The sequence below is a fragment of the uncultured Microbulbifer sp. genome (assembly GCF_947489355.1).
Taxonomy (GTDB): domain Bacteria; phylum Pseudomonadota; class Gammaproteobacteria; order Pseudomonadales; family Cellvibrionaceae; genus Microbulbifer.
On record NZ_CANLDD010000009.1, the window covers coordinates 1 to 19,065 of the forward strand.

General features: G+C 56.0%; 21 protein-coding genes, 1 tRNA gene and 1 pseudogene. 6 read left to right on the forward strand and 17 right to left on the reverse strand.

The window, feature by feature from the left end:
• Positions 1–377: 377 nt before the first annotated feature.
• Positions 378–572 (forward strand): hypothetical protein, encoded by a 195-nt coding sequence (locus Q1A48_RS06000; protein WP_299942449.1) that lies wholly within the window; start codon positions 378–380, stop codon positions 570–572.
• A 235-nt stretch (positions 573–807) separates the two neighbouring features.
• Here Q1A48_RS06000 and Q1A48_RS06005 read toward each other — a convergent pair.
• Positions 808–1,339: pseudogene (locus Q1A48_RS06005) on the reverse strand (integrase core domain-containing protein); the annotation flags it as partial.
• 608 nt (positions 1,340–1,947) lie between these two features.
• Between Q1A48_RS06005 and Q1A48_RS06010 the strand changes: the two are divergent.
• Positions 1,948–2,295 carry a hypothetical protein gene (locus Q1A48_RS06010; RefSeq protein ID WP_299942451.1) on the forward strand — a complete coding sequence of 116 codons (348 nt, stop codon included), beginning with the start codon at positions 1,948–1,950 and terminating at the stop codon, positions 2,293–2,295.
• A gap of 160 nt (positions 2,296–2,455) precedes the next feature.
• Here Q1A48_RS06010 and Q1A48_RS06015 read toward each other — a convergent pair.
• From Q1A48_RS06015 to Q1A48_RS06090, 16 genes are all read right to left on the reverse strand, one after another.
• A tRNA-Lys gene (locus Q1A48_RS06015) sits at positions 2,456–2,531 on the reverse strand.
• A gap of 128 nt (positions 2,532–2,659) precedes the next feature.
• A complete protein-coding gene (gene queC, locus Q1A48_RS06020; protein ID WP_299942453.1) occupies positions 2,660–3,337 on the reverse strand; it encodes a 7-cyano-7-deazaguanine synthase QueC in 678 nt (225 codons plus the stop codon).
• Positions 3,338–3,389: 52 nt separating this feature from the next.
• A complete protein-coding gene (gene queE, locus Q1A48_RS06025; protein ID WP_299942456.1) occupies positions 3,390–4,049 on the reverse strand; it encodes a 7-carboxy-7-deazaguanine synthase QueE in 660 nt (219 codons plus the stop codon).
• A 105-nt stretch (positions 4,050–4,154) separates the two neighbouring features.
• A complete protein-coding gene (gene ybgF / locus Q1A48_RS06030) occupies positions 4,155–4,976 on the reverse strand; it encodes a tol-pal system protein YbgF (protein ID WP_299942458.1) in 822 nt (273 codons plus the stop codon).
• 18 nt (positions 4,977–4,994) lie between these two features.
• Positions 4,995–5,480: an OmpA family protein gene (locus Q1A48_RS06035; RefSeq protein WP_299942460.1), complete on the reverse strand. Its 486-nt coding sequence runs from the start codon at positions 5,478–5,480 to the stop codon at positions 4,995–4,997.
• 94 nt (positions 5,481–5,574) lie between these two features.
• On the reverse strand, positions 5,575–6,870 hold the full coding sequence (tolB, locus tag Q1A48_RS06040) for a Tol-Pal system beta propeller repeat protein TolB (protein ID WP_299942463.1): 1,296 nt from the start codon (positions 6,868–6,870) through the stop codon (positions 5,575–5,577).
• Positions 6,867–7,661: a cell envelope integrity protein TolA gene (tolA, locus tag Q1A48_RS06045; protein ID WP_299942465.1), complete on the reverse strand. Its 795-nt coding sequence runs from the start codon at positions 7,659–7,661 to the stop codon at positions 6,867–6,869. The genes tolB and tolA overlap by 4 nt, the downstream gene beginning before the upstream one ends.
• A gap of 6 nt (positions 7,662–7,667) precedes the next feature.
• Positions 7,668–8,099, reverse strand: coding sequence for a protein TolR (gene tolR, locus Q1A48_RS06050; RefSeq protein ID WP_299942466.1), 432 nt, complete (start codon positions 8,097–8,099; stop codon positions 7,668–7,670).
• Positions 8,100–8,119: 20 nt separating this feature from the next.
• Entirely contained in the window at positions 8,120–8,809 is a 690-nt protein-coding gene (gene tolQ, locus Q1A48_RS06055; protein WP_299942467.1) for a protein TolQ, read from the reverse strand.
• A 3-nt stretch (positions 8,810–8,812) separates the two neighbouring features.
• Positions 8,813–9,217: a tol-pal system-associated acyl-CoA thioesterase gene (ybgC, locus tag Q1A48_RS06060; protein ID WP_299942468.1), complete on the reverse strand. Its 405-nt coding sequence runs from the start codon at positions 9,215–9,217 to the stop codon at positions 8,813–8,815.
• A gap of 17 nt (positions 9,218–9,234) precedes the next feature.
• Entirely contained in the window at positions 9,235–10,251 is a 1,017-nt protein-coding gene (ruvB, locus tag Q1A48_RS06065; protein WP_299942469.1) for a Holliday junction branch migration DNA helicase RuvB, read from the reverse strand.
• Positions 10,252–10,266: 15 nt separating this feature from the next.
• Positions 10,267–10,878, reverse strand: coding sequence for a Holliday junction branch migration protein RuvA (gene ruvA / locus Q1A48_RS06070; protein WP_299942470.1), 612 nt, complete (start codon positions 10,876–10,878; stop codon positions 10,267–10,269).
• A gap of 60 nt (positions 10,879–10,938) precedes the next feature.
• On the reverse strand, positions 10,939–11,466 hold the full coding sequence (ruvC, locus tag Q1A48_RS06075; RefSeq protein ID WP_299942471.1) for a crossover junction endodeoxyribonuclease RuvC: 528 nt from the start codon (positions 11,464–11,466) through the stop codon (positions 10,939–10,941).
• 142 nt (positions 11,467–11,608) lie between these two features.
• Entirely contained in the window at positions 11,609–12,352 is a 744-nt protein-coding gene (locus Q1A48_RS06080) for a YebC/PmpR family DNA-binding transcriptional regulator (protein WP_299942472.1), read from the reverse strand.
• A gap of 101 nt (positions 12,353–12,453) precedes the next feature.
• Positions 12,454–14,232, reverse strand: coding sequence for an aspartate--tRNA ligase (aspS, locus tag Q1A48_RS06085; protein WP_299942473.1), 1,779 nt, complete (start codon positions 14,230–14,232; stop codon positions 12,454–12,456).
• A 58-nt stretch (positions 14,233–14,290) separates the two neighbouring features.
• A complete protein-coding gene (locus Q1A48_RS06090) occupies positions 14,291–14,560 on the reverse strand; it encodes a zinc ribbon domain-containing protein (protein WP_299942474.1) in 270 nt (89 codons plus the stop codon).
• Positions 14,561–14,845: 285 nt separating this feature from the next.
• Here Q1A48_RS06090 and Q1A48_RS06095 point away from each other — a divergent pair, with 285 nt between their 5' ends.
• The 4 genes from Q1A48_RS06095 (at position 14,846) to Q1A48_RS06110 (ending at position 18,954) form a co-directional block, all read left to right on the forward strand.
• Positions 14,846–15,247 (forward strand): HU family DNA-binding protein, encoded by a 402-nt coding sequence (locus Q1A48_RS06095; RefSeq protein WP_299942475.1) that lies wholly within the window; start codon positions 14,846–14,848, stop codon positions 15,245–15,247.
• 211 nt (positions 15,248–15,458) lie between these two features.
• On the forward strand, positions 15,459–17,186 hold the full coding sequence (locus tag Q1A48_RS06100; RefSeq protein WP_299942476.1) for a proline--tRNA ligase: 1,728 nt from the start codon (positions 15,459–15,461) through the stop codon (positions 17,184–17,186).
• A gap of 133 nt (positions 17,187–17,319) precedes the next feature.
• The gene (locus Q1A48_RS06105) at positions 17,320–17,886 is read left to right on the forward strand and encodes a transglycosylase SLT domain-containing protein (protein ID WP_299942477.1); all 567 of its coding nucleotides are present in this window, start codon (positions 17,320–17,322) and stop codon (positions 17,884–17,886) included.
• Positions 17,887–17,889: 3 nt separating this feature from the next.
• Entirely contained in the window at positions 17,890–18,954 is a 1,065-nt protein-coding gene (locus tag Q1A48_RS06110) for a helix-turn-helix transcriptional regulator (RefSeq protein ID WP_299942478.1), read from the forward strand.
• The last annotated feature ends 111 nt before the right edge of the window (positions 18,955–19,065 follow it).

Sequence of the window (19,065 nt, forward strand, 5' to 3'; positions counted from 1 at the left end):
TCCTTAGCCAGTGAAATTGGAAAACACCGCAAACCCCCGCCAGCCGTGGGCTGTAGCGATTTTCGGGATTTCACAAATTGAAGAAAAATGAAGAGAATTGAAGAGATTTTTCACAGGCCAAAATGGCTGAAAGCCAGTAATCATGGGGTTTTCCCGGCGGTGATGGAGTTTGGTGTCTGATTTTTTTTGGCTGGTAGAGTGGCATGAAGTTCAGCATGTAGAGGAGTCACCAACCGCTGATTGCCACCGTCTACAGCCTGGTGTTTAATCCCATTTTTTCATTTGCATGAAAAAACCAGCTTAGATGACTGCCTAGATACCAGTAACGAGATATTGCTTACCAAAAACAATTAGATTACTTGGCAGAGAGTGGGACCATGCCTTTGATGAGCACAGATGGCATCAAAATAGGCTATGTGGAAAAAGATCCACTGAGCAGCACTTCTGAAAAGATGCGTATGCGCTTTATTCGTGCAAAGGGCATGCAATGGCTGCTCTTACTTGTACAGTTTGCCCTAGGGAATGCTAGCCGAACACTATTGTACAAAGTATTAAAATTACTGGAAGTTTAGGTATATATCTAGTATATGTAAGCAGCTATTCCAATACAAAGAACAACGTTTGGTTATAGCACTTAAAAACGTAAAAAAAGGAGATATATTATGTCTGTTGAAACTGATATTCAAGCTGGTCCGCAGGTTGCATACGAGCCGGAATGTTGACACACTTCGATCAGGCTAAGCTTTAGTAGTTCAGACTTGATCTGACAGTTGCCGGTTTTTCTAACGATGCTCTGTCAGGTCAGGTTCAGCTTACGAGTTTTTGCATCCAGATCTTTTTGCCATCTTCAGGCGTTTGTACAGGCGTACGGCCACAGCACTTCCGGCCCTGGCGGGTTCCTTAACGCAATAATTGAGCCATTCGTCCAGATCCATCTGTAGATCCTCCGGTGAACTATAAATATTGCGTCGTGGTGACGGCTGATAAAACTCCTGCAGAATGGTCTTATGAAATCGCTCACAGATACCATTCGTTTGTGGTGTCAGGCTTTCGTCTTCGTATGCTCAATCTCATTTACGCTCAGATACAGCATGATAGAAATGCTGCTCCAGCTTGCCACAGTACTCAGTGCCGCGATCAGTGAGGATAGGCAGCACTGATAACTCATGCGAAGCGTAGAATAGCAACACACGGTCGTTCAGGAGGTCGCTACAGTGATTGGCGTCTTAGTTGTGTGCAGCTTGCAATACGCCACTTTTGCGTAGGTATCGGAGTAGGTCTGCAGGTATACACATCCAACGCCTTTGAATGTTTCAGCGTAGAAGGTGTCTTGGGCCCCAGGTATTGATGACCGCCTTGCTTTCTTTGATGGATGGAAATCAAAGTTTCAGCTCCAGGCTACACAACTTTGGTGGATGCTTTGTGGGCGCTCTGGCCTAAATAGGCAGTCACAAGTATTTTTAAAGTAGTGCGTTTTATAGATGTAGCACGTTGCGAACCTGGAGTTATAACGAAAGAGGGCAACACCAAATTGTTTGATGTCGCCCTCTGCGTGGCCCTGTAAATTTATGATTCTCGGAGTTTTTTGGCTCCGTCTGCTGAGCTCGAACCAGCGATTCAATGATTTAGTAGCCATTAAGGTTTGGGCTGTGCCTACCAAAAATGTCCTTATTGCTGCCCTCTATTGCGCTTTGTTGCCCGTATCCGCTTGACCGCCTTCAAACAGACCGCTACAGTCGATCTTGAGGCGTAGAAACCTCAAGTCCAGGGCGGGTATCAACCGCTGCCGTTACAGCGGCTTTTTTGTGCCCGAAATTTGACCAGTAATGCCGAGAGGCCGGGGAATACAATACCTTTCGAGGGAATCAACCGGGCCTGACCTTGGACAGGTTTCTACCCTCTTGGCGCCCTAACCATTCATGTAGAAATGAAACCAAGGAGGCCATCATGGCTAATTCCAATTCCCAACCCGTATTTAACGAGCACGACGACCACATCCTGTGGGTCACCCAGCAGCAGCTATTGCACTACTACGATAATGGCGAAGGTCTGTTTCTGAAGAATTCGGATACTGGTGAAACTGTCCGTTTTTTGCACGAAGACGAGCACCGCCTCGGGCATGACCCTGAGCACTTGTCGCTAATGGAAAGCCTGGATGAAGCTGTTCATCAGCTTGACTTCCTCTCCGTACTCCTGACGCCGGGAGAGCACATGGAGCTGAGCCCGGAAATGCAGCTCGGCCTTTTCAGCATCCTGCGGGCATTACGAGACCGGCTCTCCAGCCATCAACACTGATCTTTATTCCTGATACAGACAGAAAGAAAACTAAGGTTCAGAGCCGGATTTGCTGAATTTGCGTTGACACTTTGTTGACACTTTAACGAAAAAGAGCGGCATCAACTAGGTTGATGCCGCTCTTCTTGTCTTGCAACTCTCTGATTTACAAGACTTTATTTGGTGGGTCGTGCTGGATTCGAACCAGCGACCAATTGGTTAAAAGCCAACTGCTCTACCAACTGAGCTAACGACCCTTTTCGTGTCTCCTCACAAGGAGACGCGTATCTTACGGATCTCCTGTAAAAAGACAATACCCAATTTAAAAAAAACCAACAAACTTAAGAGGTTAGGCATTTCATGTAAAAATGGCGCCAAGCGGCCATCACTGCGCATAGATTGTCGGGTCTTCAAGACCCGCACCGGCAAAGCCCGCCGCGCGCAAGCGGCAGCTGTCACAGCGCCCACAGGCTGCACCATCGGCACGCGCCTGGTAACAGGATACCGTCAAACTGTAGTCTACCCCGAGGCGCATGCCTTCTCGCACAATATCCGCCTTGCTCATACTCATCAATGGTGTCCGGATGGATAATCTGTGCCCCTCCACGCCCGCACGAGTGGCCAGATTGGCCATCTTTTCATAGGCCTCGATGTAAGCAGGACGGCAATCCGGATAGCCAGAATAATCCACGGCGTTTACACCCACAAAAATATCCTGTGCCCCCAAAACCTCGGCCCAACCCAGGGCGATGGAAAGAAACACGGTATTGCGCGCAGGCACATAGGTGACCGGGATACCTGCGGCCTTCTCTTCGGGAACAGCGATAGCGTCATCGGTCAGGGCAGAACCACCAATGGCACGCAAGTCCAGCTCCACCATCTTGTACTCTCGTGCACCAAGGTCCTTTGCCACCCGCGAGGCCGCCAGTAGCTCAGAGGCGTGGCGCTGACCATAGTTAAAGCCCAGGGCGTAGCATTCGTAACCATCAGCGCGCGCCATTGCGAGCACGGTGGCAGAATCCAGGCCACCGGAAAGCAAAATTACCGCTTTTTTTGCTGTCATCTGTTCCCCATTATTCTATGCACAAGTAGCACCACGAGGGTCATCGGACCCATCAAACCCCCGGGATGTCTCCCCACAATATTTTGTGCAGTTGTAACTGCAAACGCACCGGCAAACCATCCTCCAGTATCCATTCTGCCAGTTGTCGCCCCTCCAGCTGCTTATAACTGGGCGAGAAGAGCACCTCCCCCACACGCTCTGACAATCGATACTGGTCCAGGGTAAACTTGGCCCAGCCGTAGTCTTCCCGGTTACAGATCACGAATTTAACCTGGTCGTGTCGAGTGAGCACCTGTAGGTTTTCCATACGATTGCGGTGCTGTTCGCCAGATGCCGGCGTCTTCAAATCAACCACCCTGGAAACACGGCTATCCACACCACCCACCGGCATGGCGCCACTGGTTTCCAGAGTGACGGAATAATCCTCATCGCACAGGGCTTGCAGCAGTGGCAAACAGTTTGGTTGGGCCAGGGGTTCACCCCCGGTTACACAGATATGGTGTGCCGGGTGGCTCTGCACGCGCTCTAATATCTGCTGCAGGGCCATACGCTCGCCGCCGTAAAAAGCGTATTCGGAATCGCAGTAGGTGCAGCGTAACGGGCAACCGGTCAGGCGCACAAATACCGTCGGCAACCCACTATCACGGGCTTCCCCCTGGAGAGAGTAGAAAATTTCACTAACCCTGAGTGATTCTTTGGACAGACTGGTCATACACACCCAACACAAAAACGCCCGAGGGGCAGGTGCCATCCGGGCGCGGGATCATAGGCTTTTTCTGTTCAAAAAACCAGCGGTGATGGGCGCTCTAACCCCCCGCTATTGGAAGTTTTCCTTGAGGTATTTCTGCGCCAGGTTCGAAGCCCTGGCATCGCTGGCGGCCACCTGCTCAAGCAGGGCGCGGGCCTTCTGCTGATCGCCCAACTGGTGATACACAGTACCCAGCTTGTAACGGCCATCCCAAACCTTGTTGGAATTGGGGTAGCCGTCGAGCAGTGCCACAAACCATGCGCGGGCCTCTTCCAGCTCACCCTGGACCAACGCTATCTCGCCCAGCCAGTAGTTGGCATTGGGGGCGTATTGGCCGTTGGGGTAGTCTTCCAGCAGTCGCTTGAATTCTGCACTGGCACCACCGTAATCGCCATTGCGCGCCAAACCGAAACTGGCCTGATAGCGATCGCGCTCATTGCCATCAGTTTTGGGCTCCTGGGGAATCGGGGATACTGGAGAGTCATCCCGAGCAGAAGTGGCGTCATCGGCTTTGGTCGGCGGCGATGTCGATGGCGTCGTACCACTTAAGCGTGTGATACGCCGGTCCAGATCCATGTAATCCTCGGTGCGCTGCTGCTTGAGACGTTTAATCTCATGGAGCATCTCCTCCACTGTGCCGCGCAATGATTGCACTTCCTGCTGCAGCACCTGCATCTGGTAGTAGACTTCGGCCTGGGGGTTGGTCTTGGCCCGGGAGCCTGCGGCGGTGCTACGGGCGAGCTGTGCCCCTTCAGTGCTGCTGCCATAGGAGGATGAAGAATCTTCCCCCCTACTGGCAGACAAATCCACTACCGGAACCTGGGAGAATACTGGCGATACCACAAATAGCGCCGTTGCGGCAATCGCCAGTTTTCTAATCGTTAAAGCCATTGGCATCCATATTTACGATTAGTTAATGACAACACGACGGTTCATCGCACGGACAGCTTCGCTAGAGCCGATTTCAGCGGGGCGTTCCTCGCCATAGCTGATCACTTCCAGATTTGCCCCGTCTACGCCCTGCAGCACCAAAAAGTCCCGCACCGCATTGGCACGGCGCTCACCCAGCGCCAGGTTGTACTCACGGGTGCCAAGCTCATCGGCGTGGCCTTCCAGGCGCACAGCACCCATGCTGCCGCGCATACGGTCTGCGTGAAGGATCAGCAACTCACGGGTTTCCGGCTTCAATAGGGACTGGTCGAAGTCAAAGTAAACCACATTCTCCAGAATCGCCACCTGTTCCTCTTCAACATCCACCACAACCGTCGGTTCTTCCACCAGTTCGTTGCCGGTCACCTGTTCGCCACTCGTTCCTGTGGTGTCGGTATTGCTACAGCCAGCCATTACCGCCAAAACACAGGCCAAGCCAAGACCTGTTTTTACTGATTTCAACATAAGAAGCTACTCCACTTTTAATATTTTCAAAGATCCTGAAAAGTCTTTATGGTCTTTAAACACCCTGCACCACCAGCGCGCCCGACACCCCGTCTCAATCAACGTACGGCGACCATGCCGGCTCGCGGACATCGCCCCTCTGAGAAGGCAGGTTGTATTTTACCCCGGCATCCAGCGACACCGCAGCCAAAATGCCCTTGTCGCCAAGTTTGGTCGCGTACATCAGCATAGCCCCATTTGGCGCAATGCTGGGTGATTCGTCCAATGTGGTCTCCGTGAGGACACGCATTCTGCCCGAATCGATATCCATCGTAGCGATGGTAAAGGTTCCCCGATTGCGATGCACCATAACCAGCGTCTTCCCATCAGGAGAAATACGTGGCCGCGCATTGTAGTCGCCATCAAAGGTTAAGCGGTCCACTTGACCAGTGGCAAGAGTCAATTGATAAATTTGTGGTTTTCCTCCCCTATCAGATGTGAAAACCAGCGATTTTCCATCAGGCATCCAGTTTGGCTCGGTATCAATGGAGAAATGTCTGGTCATACGGGTAAGTTGATCACTTGCCAAATCCAGTACGTAGATTTCCGGATTGCCATCTTTGGAGAGTACCATCGCCAGTTTGGTTCCATCAGGGGACCAGGTCGGGGAGCTGTTTAGACCCTTGAAGTTTGTCAGCTGCTGGCGCTCGCGGGTGCGCAGGTTTTCGCGGAAGATCGCCGGGCGTCCGGTCTCAAAGGAGACATATGCCAGTTCCTGGCCGTTGGGGGCCCACATGGGAGACATCACCGGGGCCTCAAAGCGGCGGATCGCCCGGGCACGGGCACCATCAATATCCGCACGCATCAGCACATAGCTGGGCTTTCCGCCACGGGTCTCTTCCCGTACGTACACCATTTCTGTGGAAAAGGCGCCACGAATGCCGGTCACCGCCTCAAATATTTCGTCCGCCGCACGGTGCGCGATATCCCGCAGCTGAGTCTGCCCCCCCCGCACCTGGCGGGTAAACATCTTGTGCTGACCAAAGACATTCATCAGGTCGAAAGTCAGCAGATAACCGGACGCCTGGGGTTCAATGCGACCGGTAACGATGTATTCAGTGCCCAAAATGCGCCAGTCCCGAAACACCACATCTTTCGGCGACTTGGGGAAGGACAACATATCCGCCTTGGGTACCGGGGCGAACAAGCCACTGCGACGTAGGTCGGCAGAGATAATCCCGGACACATCCTCGGGCAAAACACCGCTGCCGGACCAGCTGAATGGGGACACCGCGATTGGGGTGGGGTCGTCAATACCGCTGGTGATATCCACAACCAGTTGGGCACGTGCCTGCAGGCAAGCGGATGTGATAACAATAGCGACGACGGTTTTTAATAAGCTCTTGATCATTGGCGAAGATCTTCGACTTTAAAGTTCAACATAGTTTTGCGTACTTCACGCTCGAATACGACCGGTTCTTCCAGGGCCAGTTCGGCCACTTCGGGAAAAACCTCCACCTTGCGAATGGCAGTGAGCACCGAGCGATCGAGTGCCGCGTTGCCGCTGCCTTCCAGAATATTGGCGGCCACCACCCTTCCGGTGGGTACAAAATTGATTTGCACCAAGGTGCGCATACCGTTGCGAGCGCTCGGCGGACGGCTCCATACCGACTCTATACGCTGCTGAATTGCCTGGGCCACGGACATTACCGCCCGTTCGCCTTCGCTGGCCTCCTGCAGATCCTCTTCCTCCTGTAGCGCTTCATCAAAGGAACTCTGACGCGCTTTCTCCAGCTGTTCTTCGCGCTCCTTTTCTTTTTGCTCTTTCTCTTTGCGGTCTTTTTCCTGGCGCGCTTTCTCTTCCCGGGCCTTGCGCTCGGCCTCAATGCTCGCCTGGCGCTTCCTCTCAGCTTCCTGTTTCTTTTTGCGCTCCAGTGCAGCGCGGCGTTTGCGCTCAGTCTCTGCCTGGCGCTTCTGCTGTGCTTCGCGCTGGGCACGCTGTTGTATCTTATCCACCTTTTTGGGTAGCTTCTTTCTGGGCGTAACCGCCTCAAGCGTCACCAGCCTGGCCTGTACAAACTGCGGCATGGGCTTGTGTTCATGCGTACGGCTGGCCTCCCAACCATAGGCAATAAACGCAATCAGAACCCCGTGCAACAGGAGGCTGATCACAATCGCCAATGGGTATGCGCCTTTATTCACCAGCACCTACCCTTGGGGTGGCTCGGTAACCAAGCCGACACTGGGGGCTCCGGCCTGCTGCAATTCAGTCATGGCATTGACAATCAAACCGTAATCGGCATCGCTGTCACCCCATACCAGAACCGGGGTTTTTGGCTTTTGACGCAATACCTTGGCCACCGTCTCTTTGATTTCTGGAAGTGGCTTGGCCGCTTTCTCATCTGTACCCAGATTTAGGTAATAGGTGCCATCAGCACGCACCGAGACAATCAACGGTTCCTCGTCCGACTCCTCCATCGGCGCCGAGGGCGCGTTGGGAAGGTCCACTTTGACCCCCTGCATCAGCAATGGTGCCGTGACCATAAACACAATCAGCAGCACCAGCATCACATCGATATAGGGCACCACGTTGATTTCAGATACCAGCCTTTTCTTGCTGCCCTTGCGAAACACACTCATAGGATTCGCCTGCTCACACCTTAGCCGGAATGCACTTTGCGGTGCAGGATCGAGGAAAATTCCTCGGCAAATGTTTCGTAACTGGACAGCAGCCACTCCGCCTTGGCGGAATAGCGGTTATAGGCTATCACTGCCGGAATCGCCGCAAATAGGCCCATGGCCGTGGCCACCAGGGCCTCACTGATACCGGGCGCTACCGTGGCAATGGTGGCCTGGTGCATAGTGGCGAGGCCACGGAAAGAGTTCATGATGCCCCAGACAGTGCCGAACAGACCGATATAGGGGCTGACTGAGCCCACAGTAGCGAGAAACGGCAGGTTCATCTCTACTTTCTCCTGCTCCCGCGACATACCCACACGCATGGCCCGCTCGGTTCCCTCCATCACCGCTTCGGGGCCGCTGCTGCCCTGCTGGCGCAGACGGGTAAACTCGGTAAAACCGGCGCGAAACAGGGACTCTACCCCGTCTGTCTTGCTCCGTTCAGCACGCTCATTGCCCTCGCGGAACAGCTTGTTCAAATCGGCACCGGACCAGAAGCGGCGCTCGAAACTATTGAGAGCCTGTTTGGCCCGGGACAGATAAAGACCCCGCTGGATAATCATGACCCAGGAAACCACCGAGGCCAGCAACAACAGCAACATCACAAGCTGTACCAGCAGGCTGGCGTTCTGAATGAGTCCCCAAAGGGAAAGTTGTTCACCGGCGTTCATCTTCTAAATTACTGCCTTTAATGCTGAATAAATGGGCCCCGGCAGAGCACAGGGTTTGTGGTTGTGGTCAGCGACACAGGCAACTTTGACCACACCTTCACAAATTAGCTCATTTTGGCGCCAGATTTTTTGCTCGAAAGTCACCCCAACACGCCCCAGTTTGCCAATCGTCGCAGTAGTGCGCAATGCATCATCGAGCCTGGCAGAGCGGCGGTACCGGATCTCGGCGGAGTGCACCACCAACAGCAGCCCCTGGTGTGGCATTGCCGGCTTATCATAGCCGAGAGAGCGCAGCAATTCTGTGCGCGCCCGCTCCATATACTTCAAATAATTCACGTAGTAGACGATACCGCCCGCATCCGTATCCTCGATATAGACCCGTACAGGAATACTGAAAACCGCTTTCACCCCTCCCCCTTTCCGTTTTATTTATCGGGTTTCGGCAAACCGAAGTGCTCATAGGCAAGCCCGGTCACCACCCGCCCCCGCGGCGTGCGGGCAATATAGCCCTGCTGGATAAGGTAAGGTTCCAGCACATCCTCAAGCGTGTCCCGCTCCTCACTCACTGCTGCAGCAAGGCTGTCCACACCGACCGGGCCGCCATCAAATTTCTCGATCATGGCCAGCAACATACGCCGGTCCGACTGGTCGAAGCCCCTGGCATCCACATTGAGCATATTCAAAGCGGCGTCGGCGATCGCCGAATCGACCGAGCCATCGCCCCGCACCTCCGCGTAATCGCGCACCCGGCGCAGCAGGCGGTTGGCGATGCGCGGGGTGCCGCGGGCACGCCGCGCCACTTCCAGGGCACCGCCCTCGTCCATACCTACCCCCATCAGGCCCGCAGAACGGCGCACGATATGGGTCAAATCCTCAACGCTGTAGAACTCCAGCCGCTGCACGATGCCGAAACGGTCCCGCAGGGGAGAGGTGAGCAGACCCGCCCGGGTTGTGGCGCCAACCAGTGTAAAAGGCGGCACATCCAGCTTGATAGAGCGAGCCGCCGGACCCTCACCAATCATGATATCCAACTGGTAGTCCTCCATGGCCGGGTACAGGACTTCCTCCACATGAGGGCTCAGGCGGTGTATCTCGTCGATAAACAGAACATCTCCCGGCTCCAGGTTGGTCATCAAAGCCGCCAGATCACCGGCCCTCTCCAGCACCGGGCCGGAGGTAGCCTTGATGGCGCCGCCCATCTCTGTGGCGATAATATTGGCCAGGGTGGTTTTGCCCAGGCCCGGCGGACCGAACACCAGGGTATGGTCCAGGGCCTCTTTGCGCAGCTTGGCCGCCTGGATAAAGATCTCCATCTGCTCGCAGACCACCGGCTGGCCCACATAGTCCGCCAGGGTTTTGGGGCGTACAGCGCGATCATACTGCTCTTCCTGGCCTACAGGCCCCACGGGTTGGGGCGCCACCAGGCGATCGGCTTCGATCATGAAAACCACTCCAGATTAAGCGGGCGCCATACCCTTCAGTGCCAGACGGATCAGGGTCGCGCTGTCGGCATCCGGCTGCGCCTTACCGGCCCAGGCCACCATTTTACTGGCCTCCGCAGGCTTATAGCCCAATGCTGCCAGGGCACTTTCAGCCTCGCCGGCATGATCCACTCTGGGTGCCGTAGTGGCCGGCACCAGCGGAATACCATCGGCGTCATTCACTTCCGGTGTCAACTTATCACGCAATTCGACAATCAGGCGCTCGGCGGTCTTCTTTCCCACACCGGGCACTTTCACCAGTGCCGTCACATTGTCTTCCGCCACACAGCGGGCCAGGGCAGCGACATCCAGGCCAGACAGAATGGCCAAAGCCAGCTTGGGGCCCACACCACTGATCCTGATCAGGGTGCGAAACACTTTGCGCTCGGCGTCGCGGATAAAGCCGTATAGCTGTTGCACTGTCTCGGAAACCGCCAGATGGGTGTGCAACTGCACCGGCTGCCCCAAAGCCGGCAGCTCGAAAATAGTGGTCATGGGCGCGAGCACCTCGTAGCCAACCCCGTGCACGTCCACCAATAATAATGGCGGCCGCATCTCAGCCAGGGTACCGCTCAGTCTTCCGATCATGTGTTTTTCCAGGTTTCTGATTTTCCACCCGTGGAGGTATGGCTTTGCCTATAAACGCACCTAAACACTGAGACGGCCCCTGCGAAAGCGACTGGGCATGGCGCCGCCAGCAAGTGCTGGGAGCCGCCCCGTATGCATATGGCACAGCGCCACGGCAAGGGCATCTGCGGCATCCTCCTGCGGACAGGCTGGCAGCGACAGCAGCGTTTTGACCATATGCTGCACCTGCAATTTGTCTGCAGCGCCGTTGCCCACCACTGCCTGCTTGACCTTGCGCGCCTCGTATTCGGCCACCTCAAGGCCCCGGTTGGCACCGGCCACAATGGCAGCGCCACGGGCCTGCCCCAGCTTCAAGGCGGAACCGGCACTCTTTGCCATAAAAACATTTTCTATCGCCATTTGCACAGGCCGGTATTGCTCGGCAATCTGGCTTACTGCATCAAAAATCAATTTCAGGCGCTGTGGCAAAGGGCCCTCTGGGATACGAATCACCCCGCTGGCCACATAGTGGGCACTGCCGCGCTTGACATCGATAATGCCGTAGCCTGTTTTGCGTGAACCGGGGTCAATTCCCAGTATCCGGGTCAAAAGGCAGCTCCCTCAATATCTGTATGTTTATATAGTAATGGGAGTGTCCCAAGGCGGGGGGAAGGCGTCAAGGGTGAACGCGGGGTGCAGCGGTAAAAGCCGGGGCAGGACGGCGCCTGCCCCTGGGGGAGGGAACGAATCCTCAGCCAAGTGCCTCCATCACCTCAACGGGAATATCCGCATTGGTGTAAACATTTTGCACATCGTCCAGGTCTTCCAGCATCTCGACCAGTGCCAGCACTTTTTCCGCTGCCTCTTTATCCAACGCTATGGTGGTGGAGGGGATCATGGCTATCTCGGCGCTATCCGGCATAAAGCCGGCCTCAACCAGTGCATCCTTGACGGTGAGGTAGTCCTGGAATTCCGTGGTCACTTCGACGTTGCCGTCGTCGTCAGTCTCAATATCCTCGGCACCGGCCTCCAGAGCCGCCTCCATCAGCGCCTCTTCATCGACCCCGGCTTCGTAGTACAACTGTCCTTTGCGCGAAAAGAGATAACTCACCGAGCCATCGGTACCCAGGTTGCCACCGCGTTTGGAAAAAGCATGACGCACCTCTGCCACGGTGCGGTTGCGGTTGTCGGTGAGACACTCCGCCAGTACCGCCACACCGCCGACACTGTAACCTTCATAAACCACCGCCTCAAAGTGTTCACCATCGGTATTGCCTACGCCGCGGGCAATGGCCTTATCAATGGTGTCGCGCTTCATATTGGCACCCAGTGCCTTATCGATAGTGGCGCGCAGGGTTGGATTATCATCGGGGTTGCCTCCTCCCTTGGCGGCCACGGTCAACTCGCGGATGATCTTGGTGAAAACCTTGCCCCGTTTGGCATCCTGGGCCGCTTTGCGGTGCTTGATATTGGCCCATTTACTATGTCCGGCCATCCTCGTCTCTCTCCATCAGTGCGCGGAGTGGGCAGTGGGCAACACACATTGCCCACAGCATGAGCTTGATGGGCTCACTTCGCTGAGCCCACCGGGGAAAATCAGCGGATAATCTCTTCCTTCTGGCGCAGGCGGATATTCAGCTCGCGCAACTGCCTGGCGTCAACCGAACCCGGGGCATCCGTCATGACACAGGCGGCACTCTGGGTTTTCGGGAATGCGATCACATCGCGAATGGAATCGCTGCCGGTCATCAGCATCACCAGGCGATCCAGGCCAAAAGCGAGACCGCCATGGGGTGGCGCGCCGTACTTGAGGGCATCGAGCAGGAAGCCGAACTTCTCGCGCTGCGCCTCTTCATCTATACCGAGGATACGAAATACCGCCTGCTGCATCACCTGATCGTGAATACGCAAGGAACCACCACCCAGTTCGGTGCCATTTAGCACCATATCATAGGCGCGGGAGAGTGCGCCCAACGGGTTCTGTTCCAGCGCTTCGGGGGTGCAGGAAGGTGCGGTGAAGGGGTGATGCAGCGCGGTGAGGCTACCGTCGTCATTTTCCTCGAACATCGGGAAAGCCACCACCCACAGGGGTGCCCACTCGCTGGTAAAGAGGTTCAGGTCCTGGCCCAGCTTGCAGCGCAGTGCGCCAAGGGCTTCCGATACAATCCTGGCCTTGTCCGCACCGAAGAAGATGATATCGCCGTCTTCCGCTTGCAGACGGTCGAGAATGGCGGCGCGGGTTTCTATAGGTAGGAATTTGACGATCGGCGACTGCAGGCCATTTTCCAGGTCGGCGCGCGCGTTGACTTTGATATAGGCGAGCCCCTTGGCGCCATAGATACCGACAAACTTGCCGTAATCGTCCAGTTGCTTGCGGGTCAGCTTGTCGCAACCACCGGGCACCCTGATTGCGGCCACTCGCCCTTTGGGGTCGCTGGCGGGTCCTGAGAACACCTTGAAATCCACTTCGGTCATCAGGTCTTTGATTTCCACCATCTCCAGGGGAATACGCAGATCCGGCTTGTCGGAACCATAGCGCAGCATGGCCTGGTAGTGGGTGATACGGGGGAAGGCTCCCAGTTCCACACCCTTCAACGCCTTAAACAGCGCCCGCACCATGTCCTCGGTGATGGACATGATCTCCTCTTCCCCCAGAAAAGAGGTTTCGATATCGACCTGGGTGAACTCCGGCTGGCGATCGGCACGCAGGTCCTCATCGCGAAAACACTTGGCAATCTGGTAGTAGCGATCAAAACCCGACACCATCAACAGCTGCTTGAACAGCTGTGGGGACTGCGGCAGGGCGAAGAACTTGCCTTCGTGGGTGCGGCTCGGTACCAGATAATCGCGCGCGCCCTCCGGCGTGGCGCGTGTGAGGATCGGGGTCTCGATATCCAGAAATTCGTGCGCATCCAGGTAGTTGCGAATCGCTGTGGTAAGCCTGGAACGAAAGCGCAGATTGTGTTGCATCTCGTTGCGGCGCAAATCCAGGTAGCGGTATTTGAGACGAACGTCCTCTCCCACTTCGGTGTGCTCGTCCAGTTGGAAGGGGACGGTTTCGGCACTGTTGAGGATCTCCAGCTCGGTCCCGTAGACCTCCACCTCACCGGTATCCATATTGGGGTTCAAGGCCTCCGCAGCGCGGGCGCGCACCCGGCCTGTGACCTTCAGCACATACTCGCCACGCACGCGATCAGCCAACTCAAAATACTCGGCAGCATCCGGGTCGAATACCACCTGAACGATGCCCTCCCGATCACGCAGATCAATGAAAATCACACCGCCGTGGTCGCGGCGGCGATCGACCCAGCCACAAAGGGTTACTATACGATCAATGTCCGCGGAACGAAGAACGCCACAGTAGTCGCTGCGCATGGATAAAAATTCCCGTTATCGATGGTGAAATGGTTAACTGAGCGTACACATCGCGGGCCTAGGCCGTCTTTCCAGCCGCTTTCGCGGCTTTGTCGCCCTTGGCCTTACCGCTGTTGGCCGCATCGCCGGCCAGGTTTTTCTTCTTGCCCGTCTTGAAGTCCGTCTCGTACCAACCACCTCCCTTTAGGCGAAATCCGACTGCTGAAATTTTCTTGCTCAACTCGGCCTTACTGCAAACTGGACAATCCTTGAGCGGGTCATCGCTCATGCGCTGCAGGGCCTCCATCTCGTGGCCGCAGGCATTGCACTGGTATTCATAGATCGGCATTACTCAGTACCCGGTGCTTGAAAAAGGGAAGAGAGTATACATGAGCCCTACAGAGGGAAGAAGCGGCTCCGCCCTATCGGCCAGCCAAGAGGCTCCCAGGGACCGGTTCAAAGGTTAAAAAACACAGAAAAGCACTATTTTTCCAGTATTTCCTCGTACGATCTTGCAAAAACTATATATACTTCCCGTTAGCACCCGCTGAGACCACCGTTTTTGGACGCAGTGCAGCGGGAGTAGAAACACACTTACCGGACTTACACCGAACAACAAAGAAGGAAACCAGCCATGGCTACCAGGAAAGCTGCTCCCAAAAAAGCCGCTGCCAAAAAGGCTCCGGCTAAGAAAGCCGCACCACCGGCCAAGAAAGTAAAGGCTATCAAGGAGAAGTACACCAAGACCCAGGTTCTGAACCAGATTGCTGAAAATACCGAACTGTCTCGCAAACAGGTCCAGTCCGTTCTGGATGAATTAGGTGATATCATCGAAGGCCACATCAAGAAGCGCGCTGTTGGCGAATTTGCCCTGCCGGGTCTGCTGAAAATCACCACGGTGAAGAAACCAGCTAAAAAGGCCCGCAAAGGCATCAATCCCTTCACTGGCGAAGAGACCATGTTCAAGGCCAAGCCGGCGAGCATTCAGGTGAAAGTCCGCCCGCTGAAAAAACTGAAGGAAATGGCCGAGACCTGATCCTCCGCCGGCCCCAGAGCTGAAAACCCCGCATACGCGGGGTTTTTTTTGCCGGGATATCACCAGGCGGACTTGCCCGTGCCACCGGCAACAACCGCCGCGTTCTATCGCTGGCAACGCCCCATACCGCAAAGCCGCCGCAGGAATATTTATTGTGCGGTAAATAGCGTAAAATACCCGGTTTACAGCTAATACACCCCAGTTAATCCTTATGCGCGCATCCCGTTATCTCACTGCATCCCAAAAAGAAACACCCAACGATGCCGTAGTCATCAGCCATCAACTGATGCTGCGCGCGGGCATGATCCGCCGCTTGGCGTCGGGCCTCTACACCTGGTTGCCCACGGGACTGCGCGTGTTGCGCAAGGTCGAGCGCATCGTCCGCGAGGAAATGGAGCGCGCCGGCGCGCTCGAGGTGCTGATGCCGGTGGTACAGCCGGCCGAGTTGTGGGAAGAGTCCGGGCGCTGGCAGCAGTACGGCCCCGAGCTGCTGCGCATCCGCGACCGCCACGGCAATGCATTCTGTCTGGGGCCAACCCACGAGGAGGTGATCACAGACCTGATCCGCAACGAAATCAACAGTTACAAGCAGCTACCGGCCAATTTCTATCAGGTGCAGACCAAATTCCGCGACGAGATTCGTCCCCGCTTCGGCGTGATGCGCGCGCGTGAATTCACCATGAAGGATGCCTACTCCTTCCACGCCAGCGCGGATTCCCTGCAGGAGACCTACGATGTTATGTACAACGCCTACTGCCGTATTTTTGAGCGCATTGGCCTGGACTATCGCCCGGTGCTGGCGGATACCGGCGCTATCGGTGGCTCAAGCTCCCACGAGTTCCACGTCCTGGCGCAGAGCGGTGAGGACGATATCGCCTTCTCCACGGATTCCCGCTACGCCGCCAATGTGGAGCTGGCGGAAGCCGTCGCGCCTGCCGGGGCCCGGCCCGAACCCAGTCGGGAGATGCGGGAGGCGTATACCCCGGGTCAAAAATCCATCGCTGCGGTAAGTGACTTTCTCACGGCAGACCCGGCACACTCCGTGAAAACACTGATCGTTCTGGGTGAATGTGAACAGGGCGAAAGCGCACCGCTCATTGCCTTGATACTGCGCGGTGATCACGACCTGAATACACTCAAGGCGGAAAAACTGACCGGTGTCGCCAGCCCGTTGCAGTTTGCCCCCGAGCCGCGTATCGCTGAAGAATTGCGCTGTACTGTCGGCTCACTGGGCCCGGTGGGTATGCAGATTGAAACCATTGTGGACAGGTCCGCTGCCCATCTGGCGGACTTTATCTGTGGTGCCAATCGCGACGACTATCACTACACCGGCGTAAATTGGGGCCGCGATGTGAAACTCGGCCGCGTCGAGGATTTGCGCAATATCGTCACCGGTGATCCCAGCCCGGATGGCCTGGGCACCCTGGAAGTCAAGCGCGGTATCGAAGTGGGCCACATTTTCCAGTTGGGCGACAAGTACAGCCGCGCCATGAACGCCACCATCCTCAATGAGAACGGCAAAGAGCAGCGGATGACCATGGGTTGCTACGGCATCGGTGTGTCCCGTATTGTGGCCGCAGCCATCGAGCAGAACCACGACAGTGCCGGTATTCTCTGGCCCGACGCCATTGCCCCCTTCCAACTGGCAATTGTGCCCATCAATATGCACAAGAGCGACGCGGTCCGGGACAAGTGCGAACACCTGTACGAATCCCTGCGCAGTAGAGGCATTGATGTGCTGCTGATGGACGAGCCCAAGGCGCGCCTCGGCGCCATGTTGGCGGATATTGAGCTGCTGGGTATTCCCCACCGCATTGTTATTGGCGATCGCGGCCTGGAAAAGGGCGTGGCAGAGTACAAGGGCCGCGCCGATATTGAGGCCCAAGAATTTGCCCTCTCTCAGTTGGAGGCCGTGCTGCTGGAGAAAATTGACTACTGACACCCCGTATTCCGGTCCGCCGAAGTTTGGGCCGGAGGTCCCGCTTACCGGGGAAGCGGTAGCCAAAGTGGGTGATACCACCCGTCAAAATAGGGACTGCCCATTTTCTCAGGCTTTTCGTAAAATCCCTGGCATGATGAGAAAAGCTACTGCTGCTCTGCTGCTCTGCCTGGCCTGGAGCAGTGCCGAATCCCAAAGTCCCACTGTGGAGGTCGACCCTGAGTTGCGCCTCGCGTTACAGGAAGCCATCACCCAGGCGGGCAGCTTTGTGGATCGCTTCGATGCCGAAGTGTGGCTGATGTCAAAATCCCAACCACTTTCCCGCTATATCAAAGACCCGAAAGAGCGTATGCAGGTGTTAAAGGCAGTGCACCGGGAAGCCACCCGGGCCGGCCTGCGCCCGGAGATCGTACTCGCCGTAATCCAGGTAGAGAGTGCCTTCGATCCCTACGCAGTCTCCCGTGTCGGTGCCCGGGGCATGATGCAGGTCATGCCTTTCTGGAAAAAGGAAATCGGGCGCCCGGATGACAACCTGATCAATATGGATACCAACCTGCGCTATGGCTGCACCATCCTCAAGCACTATATCGAAAAGGCCAAAGGCAACCTCGCTAACGCCCTTGCCTATTACAATGGCAGCTACGGTCGCCATACCTATAGCCGCAAGGTTCTGGATGCCTGGGCAACACGCTGGAGATAAGCCATGACCGCCGGTTATTTATTTTTCTCCGGCGGCGCCTGTGCACTGCTAGTGCTGGCAGCGGCAAAAGTGTCTTTGAATCACCACCGACTGGCCGCCGGACGCTGGCTGATACTGGTGCTGGTTGGCGTCATCTGCTATTTGCTGTGGCCGACACTGCCGCCAATGCCTTTGACAGGCGCGTTCCTGGTCAACCTGCCGGTTATCCTTGTGCCCGCAGCATTCTGGCTCTTTACCCACCTGCTTTGCCGGGAGGAAGAGCCCTTCCCGCGCTGGGGCTGGATACCTATCGGCCTCTCTATTGCATCGAGTATTTTTGTAAGGTACGCGCCAGTTTCCCTGGCTTCGGGGATCCAGGCCTTGCTCTTTAACCTATCCCAGCTACTCAGCATGGGCCTGGTTGGCGCCGGCATGCTGACGCTGCTGGGGCAATTCCACTCGGACTTGGTAGAGGAACGCCGGCGGCTGCGCGCCATTTTGTTGATTGCAGTGGGTGTCTACATGTTGATTGTGATCGGCGCCGAATCCCTGTTTACCTACCGCCCCGTACCCAACGGAGTGCCAACCCTGCATGCGCTACTCGCCAGCCTGCTCTCCCTCGCCGCCTGCCTATGGTTGCTGGCACTGTCACCCAGTGCTTTGGGGGAGTCCCTGCCCCCGTCGGCCGCCCCCGTCGAAGAGGCGGCTCCCGCTCCAACTCAAGTGCCCTCTCCGGATGAACAACAGCTGGCGCAAATGAGAAAGCTGCGGGCACATATGCATAACGGGGGCTATCGCCAGACAGGGCTCACTATCCGTGAATTGGCTGAGCAACTGGATACCCGCGAGCATCTATTGCGCATCCTGATCAACCGCCATCTGGGTTATCGCAATTTCAACGAATATCTGAACCAGTTCCGTATCGATGAGGCCAGCGCACGCCTGGCCAATCCCGAGCAAGCCCACCTGCCGGTACTCACCATCGCCCTGGATATTGGTTACCGTTCATTGAGCCCTTTCAACGCCGCCTTCAAGCGCCGTCACAACCTGACCCCAACTGAGTACCGCCGGCAAAAGTTACCTACCTGAATCGGTGCGGGTTCGAAATCCGTTAGAAGTTTTTCACTTTCCGCAAGCCGCGCCATGGAAATCTCTCCAGACTGGGAGCACCACTGCAAGTAGCACCCTGATAAGGGTGGT

Excerpts from the sequence above, each read along its gene's own strand:
- tolQ (WP_299942467.1), bottom strand. The coding sequence starts at position 8,809 with ATGAACGCCGGTGAACAACTTTCCCTTTGGGGACTCATTCAGAACGCC.
- Q1A48_RS06090 (WP_299942474.1), bottom strand. The coding sequence starts at position 14,560 with ATGCCGATCTATGAATACCAGTGCAATGCCTGCGGCCACGAGATGGAG.
- ruvA (WP_299942470.1), bottom strand. The coding sequence starts at position 10,878 with ATGATCGGAAGACTGAGCGGTACCCTGGCTGAGATGCGGCCGCCATTA.
- aspS (WP_299942473.1), bottom strand. The coding sequence starts at position 14,232 with ATGCGCAGCGACTACTGTGGCGTTCTTCGTTCCGCGGACATTGATCGT.
- Q1A48_RS06100 (WP_299942476.1), top strand. The coding sequence starts at position 15,459 with ATGCGCGCATCCCGTTATCTCACTGCATCCCAAAAAGAAACACCCAAC.
- Q1A48_RS06080 (WP_299942472.1), bottom strand. The coding sequence starts at position 12,352 with ATGGCCGGACATAGTAAATGGGCCAATATCAAGCACCGCAAAGCGGCC.
- ybgF (WP_299942458.1), bottom strand. The coding sequence starts at position 4,976 with ATGGCTTTAACGATTAGAAAACTGGCGATTGCCGCAACGGCGCTATTT.
- tolB (WP_299942463.1), bottom strand. The coding sequence starts at position 6,870 with ATGATCAAGAGCTTATTAAAAACCGTCGTCGCTATTGTTATCACATCC.
- Q1A48_RS06095 (WP_299942475.1), top strand. The coding sequence starts at position 14,846 with ATGGCTACCAGGAAAGCTGCTCCCAAAAAAGCCGCTGCCAAAAAGGCT.
- Q1A48_RS06105 (WP_299942477.1), top strand. The coding sequence starts at position 17,320 with ATGATGAGAAAAGCTACTGCTGCTCTGCTGCTCTGCCTGGCCTGGAGC.
- Q1A48_RS06010 (WP_299942451.1), top strand. The coding sequence starts at position 1,948 with ATGGCTAATTCCAATTCCCAACCCGTATTTAACGAGCACGACGACCAC.
- Q1A48_RS06000 (WP_299942449.1), top strand. The coding sequence starts at position 378 with ATGCCTTTGATGAGCACAGATGGCATCAAAATAGGCTATGTGGAAAAA.
- Q1A48_RS06110 (WP_299942478.1), top strand. The coding sequence starts at position 17,890 with ATGACCGCCGGTTATTTATTTTTCTCCGGCGGCGCCTGTGCACTGCTA.
- ruvB (WP_299942469.1), bottom strand. The coding sequence starts at position 10,251 with ATGATCGAAGCCGATCGCCTGGTGGCGCCCCAACCCGTGGGGCCTGTA.
- queE (WP_299942456.1), bottom strand. The coding sequence starts at position 4,049 with ATGACCAGTCTGTCCAAAGAATCACTCAGGGTTAGTGAAATTTTCTAC.
- tolR (WP_299942466.1), bottom strand. The coding sequence starts at position 8,099 with ATGAGTGTGTTTCGCAAGGGCAGCAAGAAAAGGCTGGTATCTGAAATC.
- Q1A48_RS06035 (WP_299942460.1), bottom strand. The coding sequence starts at position 5,480 with ATGTTGAAATCAGTAAAAACAGGTCTTGGCTTGGCCTGTGTTTTGGCG.
- queC (WP_299942453.1), bottom strand. The coding sequence starts at position 3,337 with ATGACAGCAAAAAAAGCGGTAATTTTGCTTTCCGGTGGCCTGGATTCT.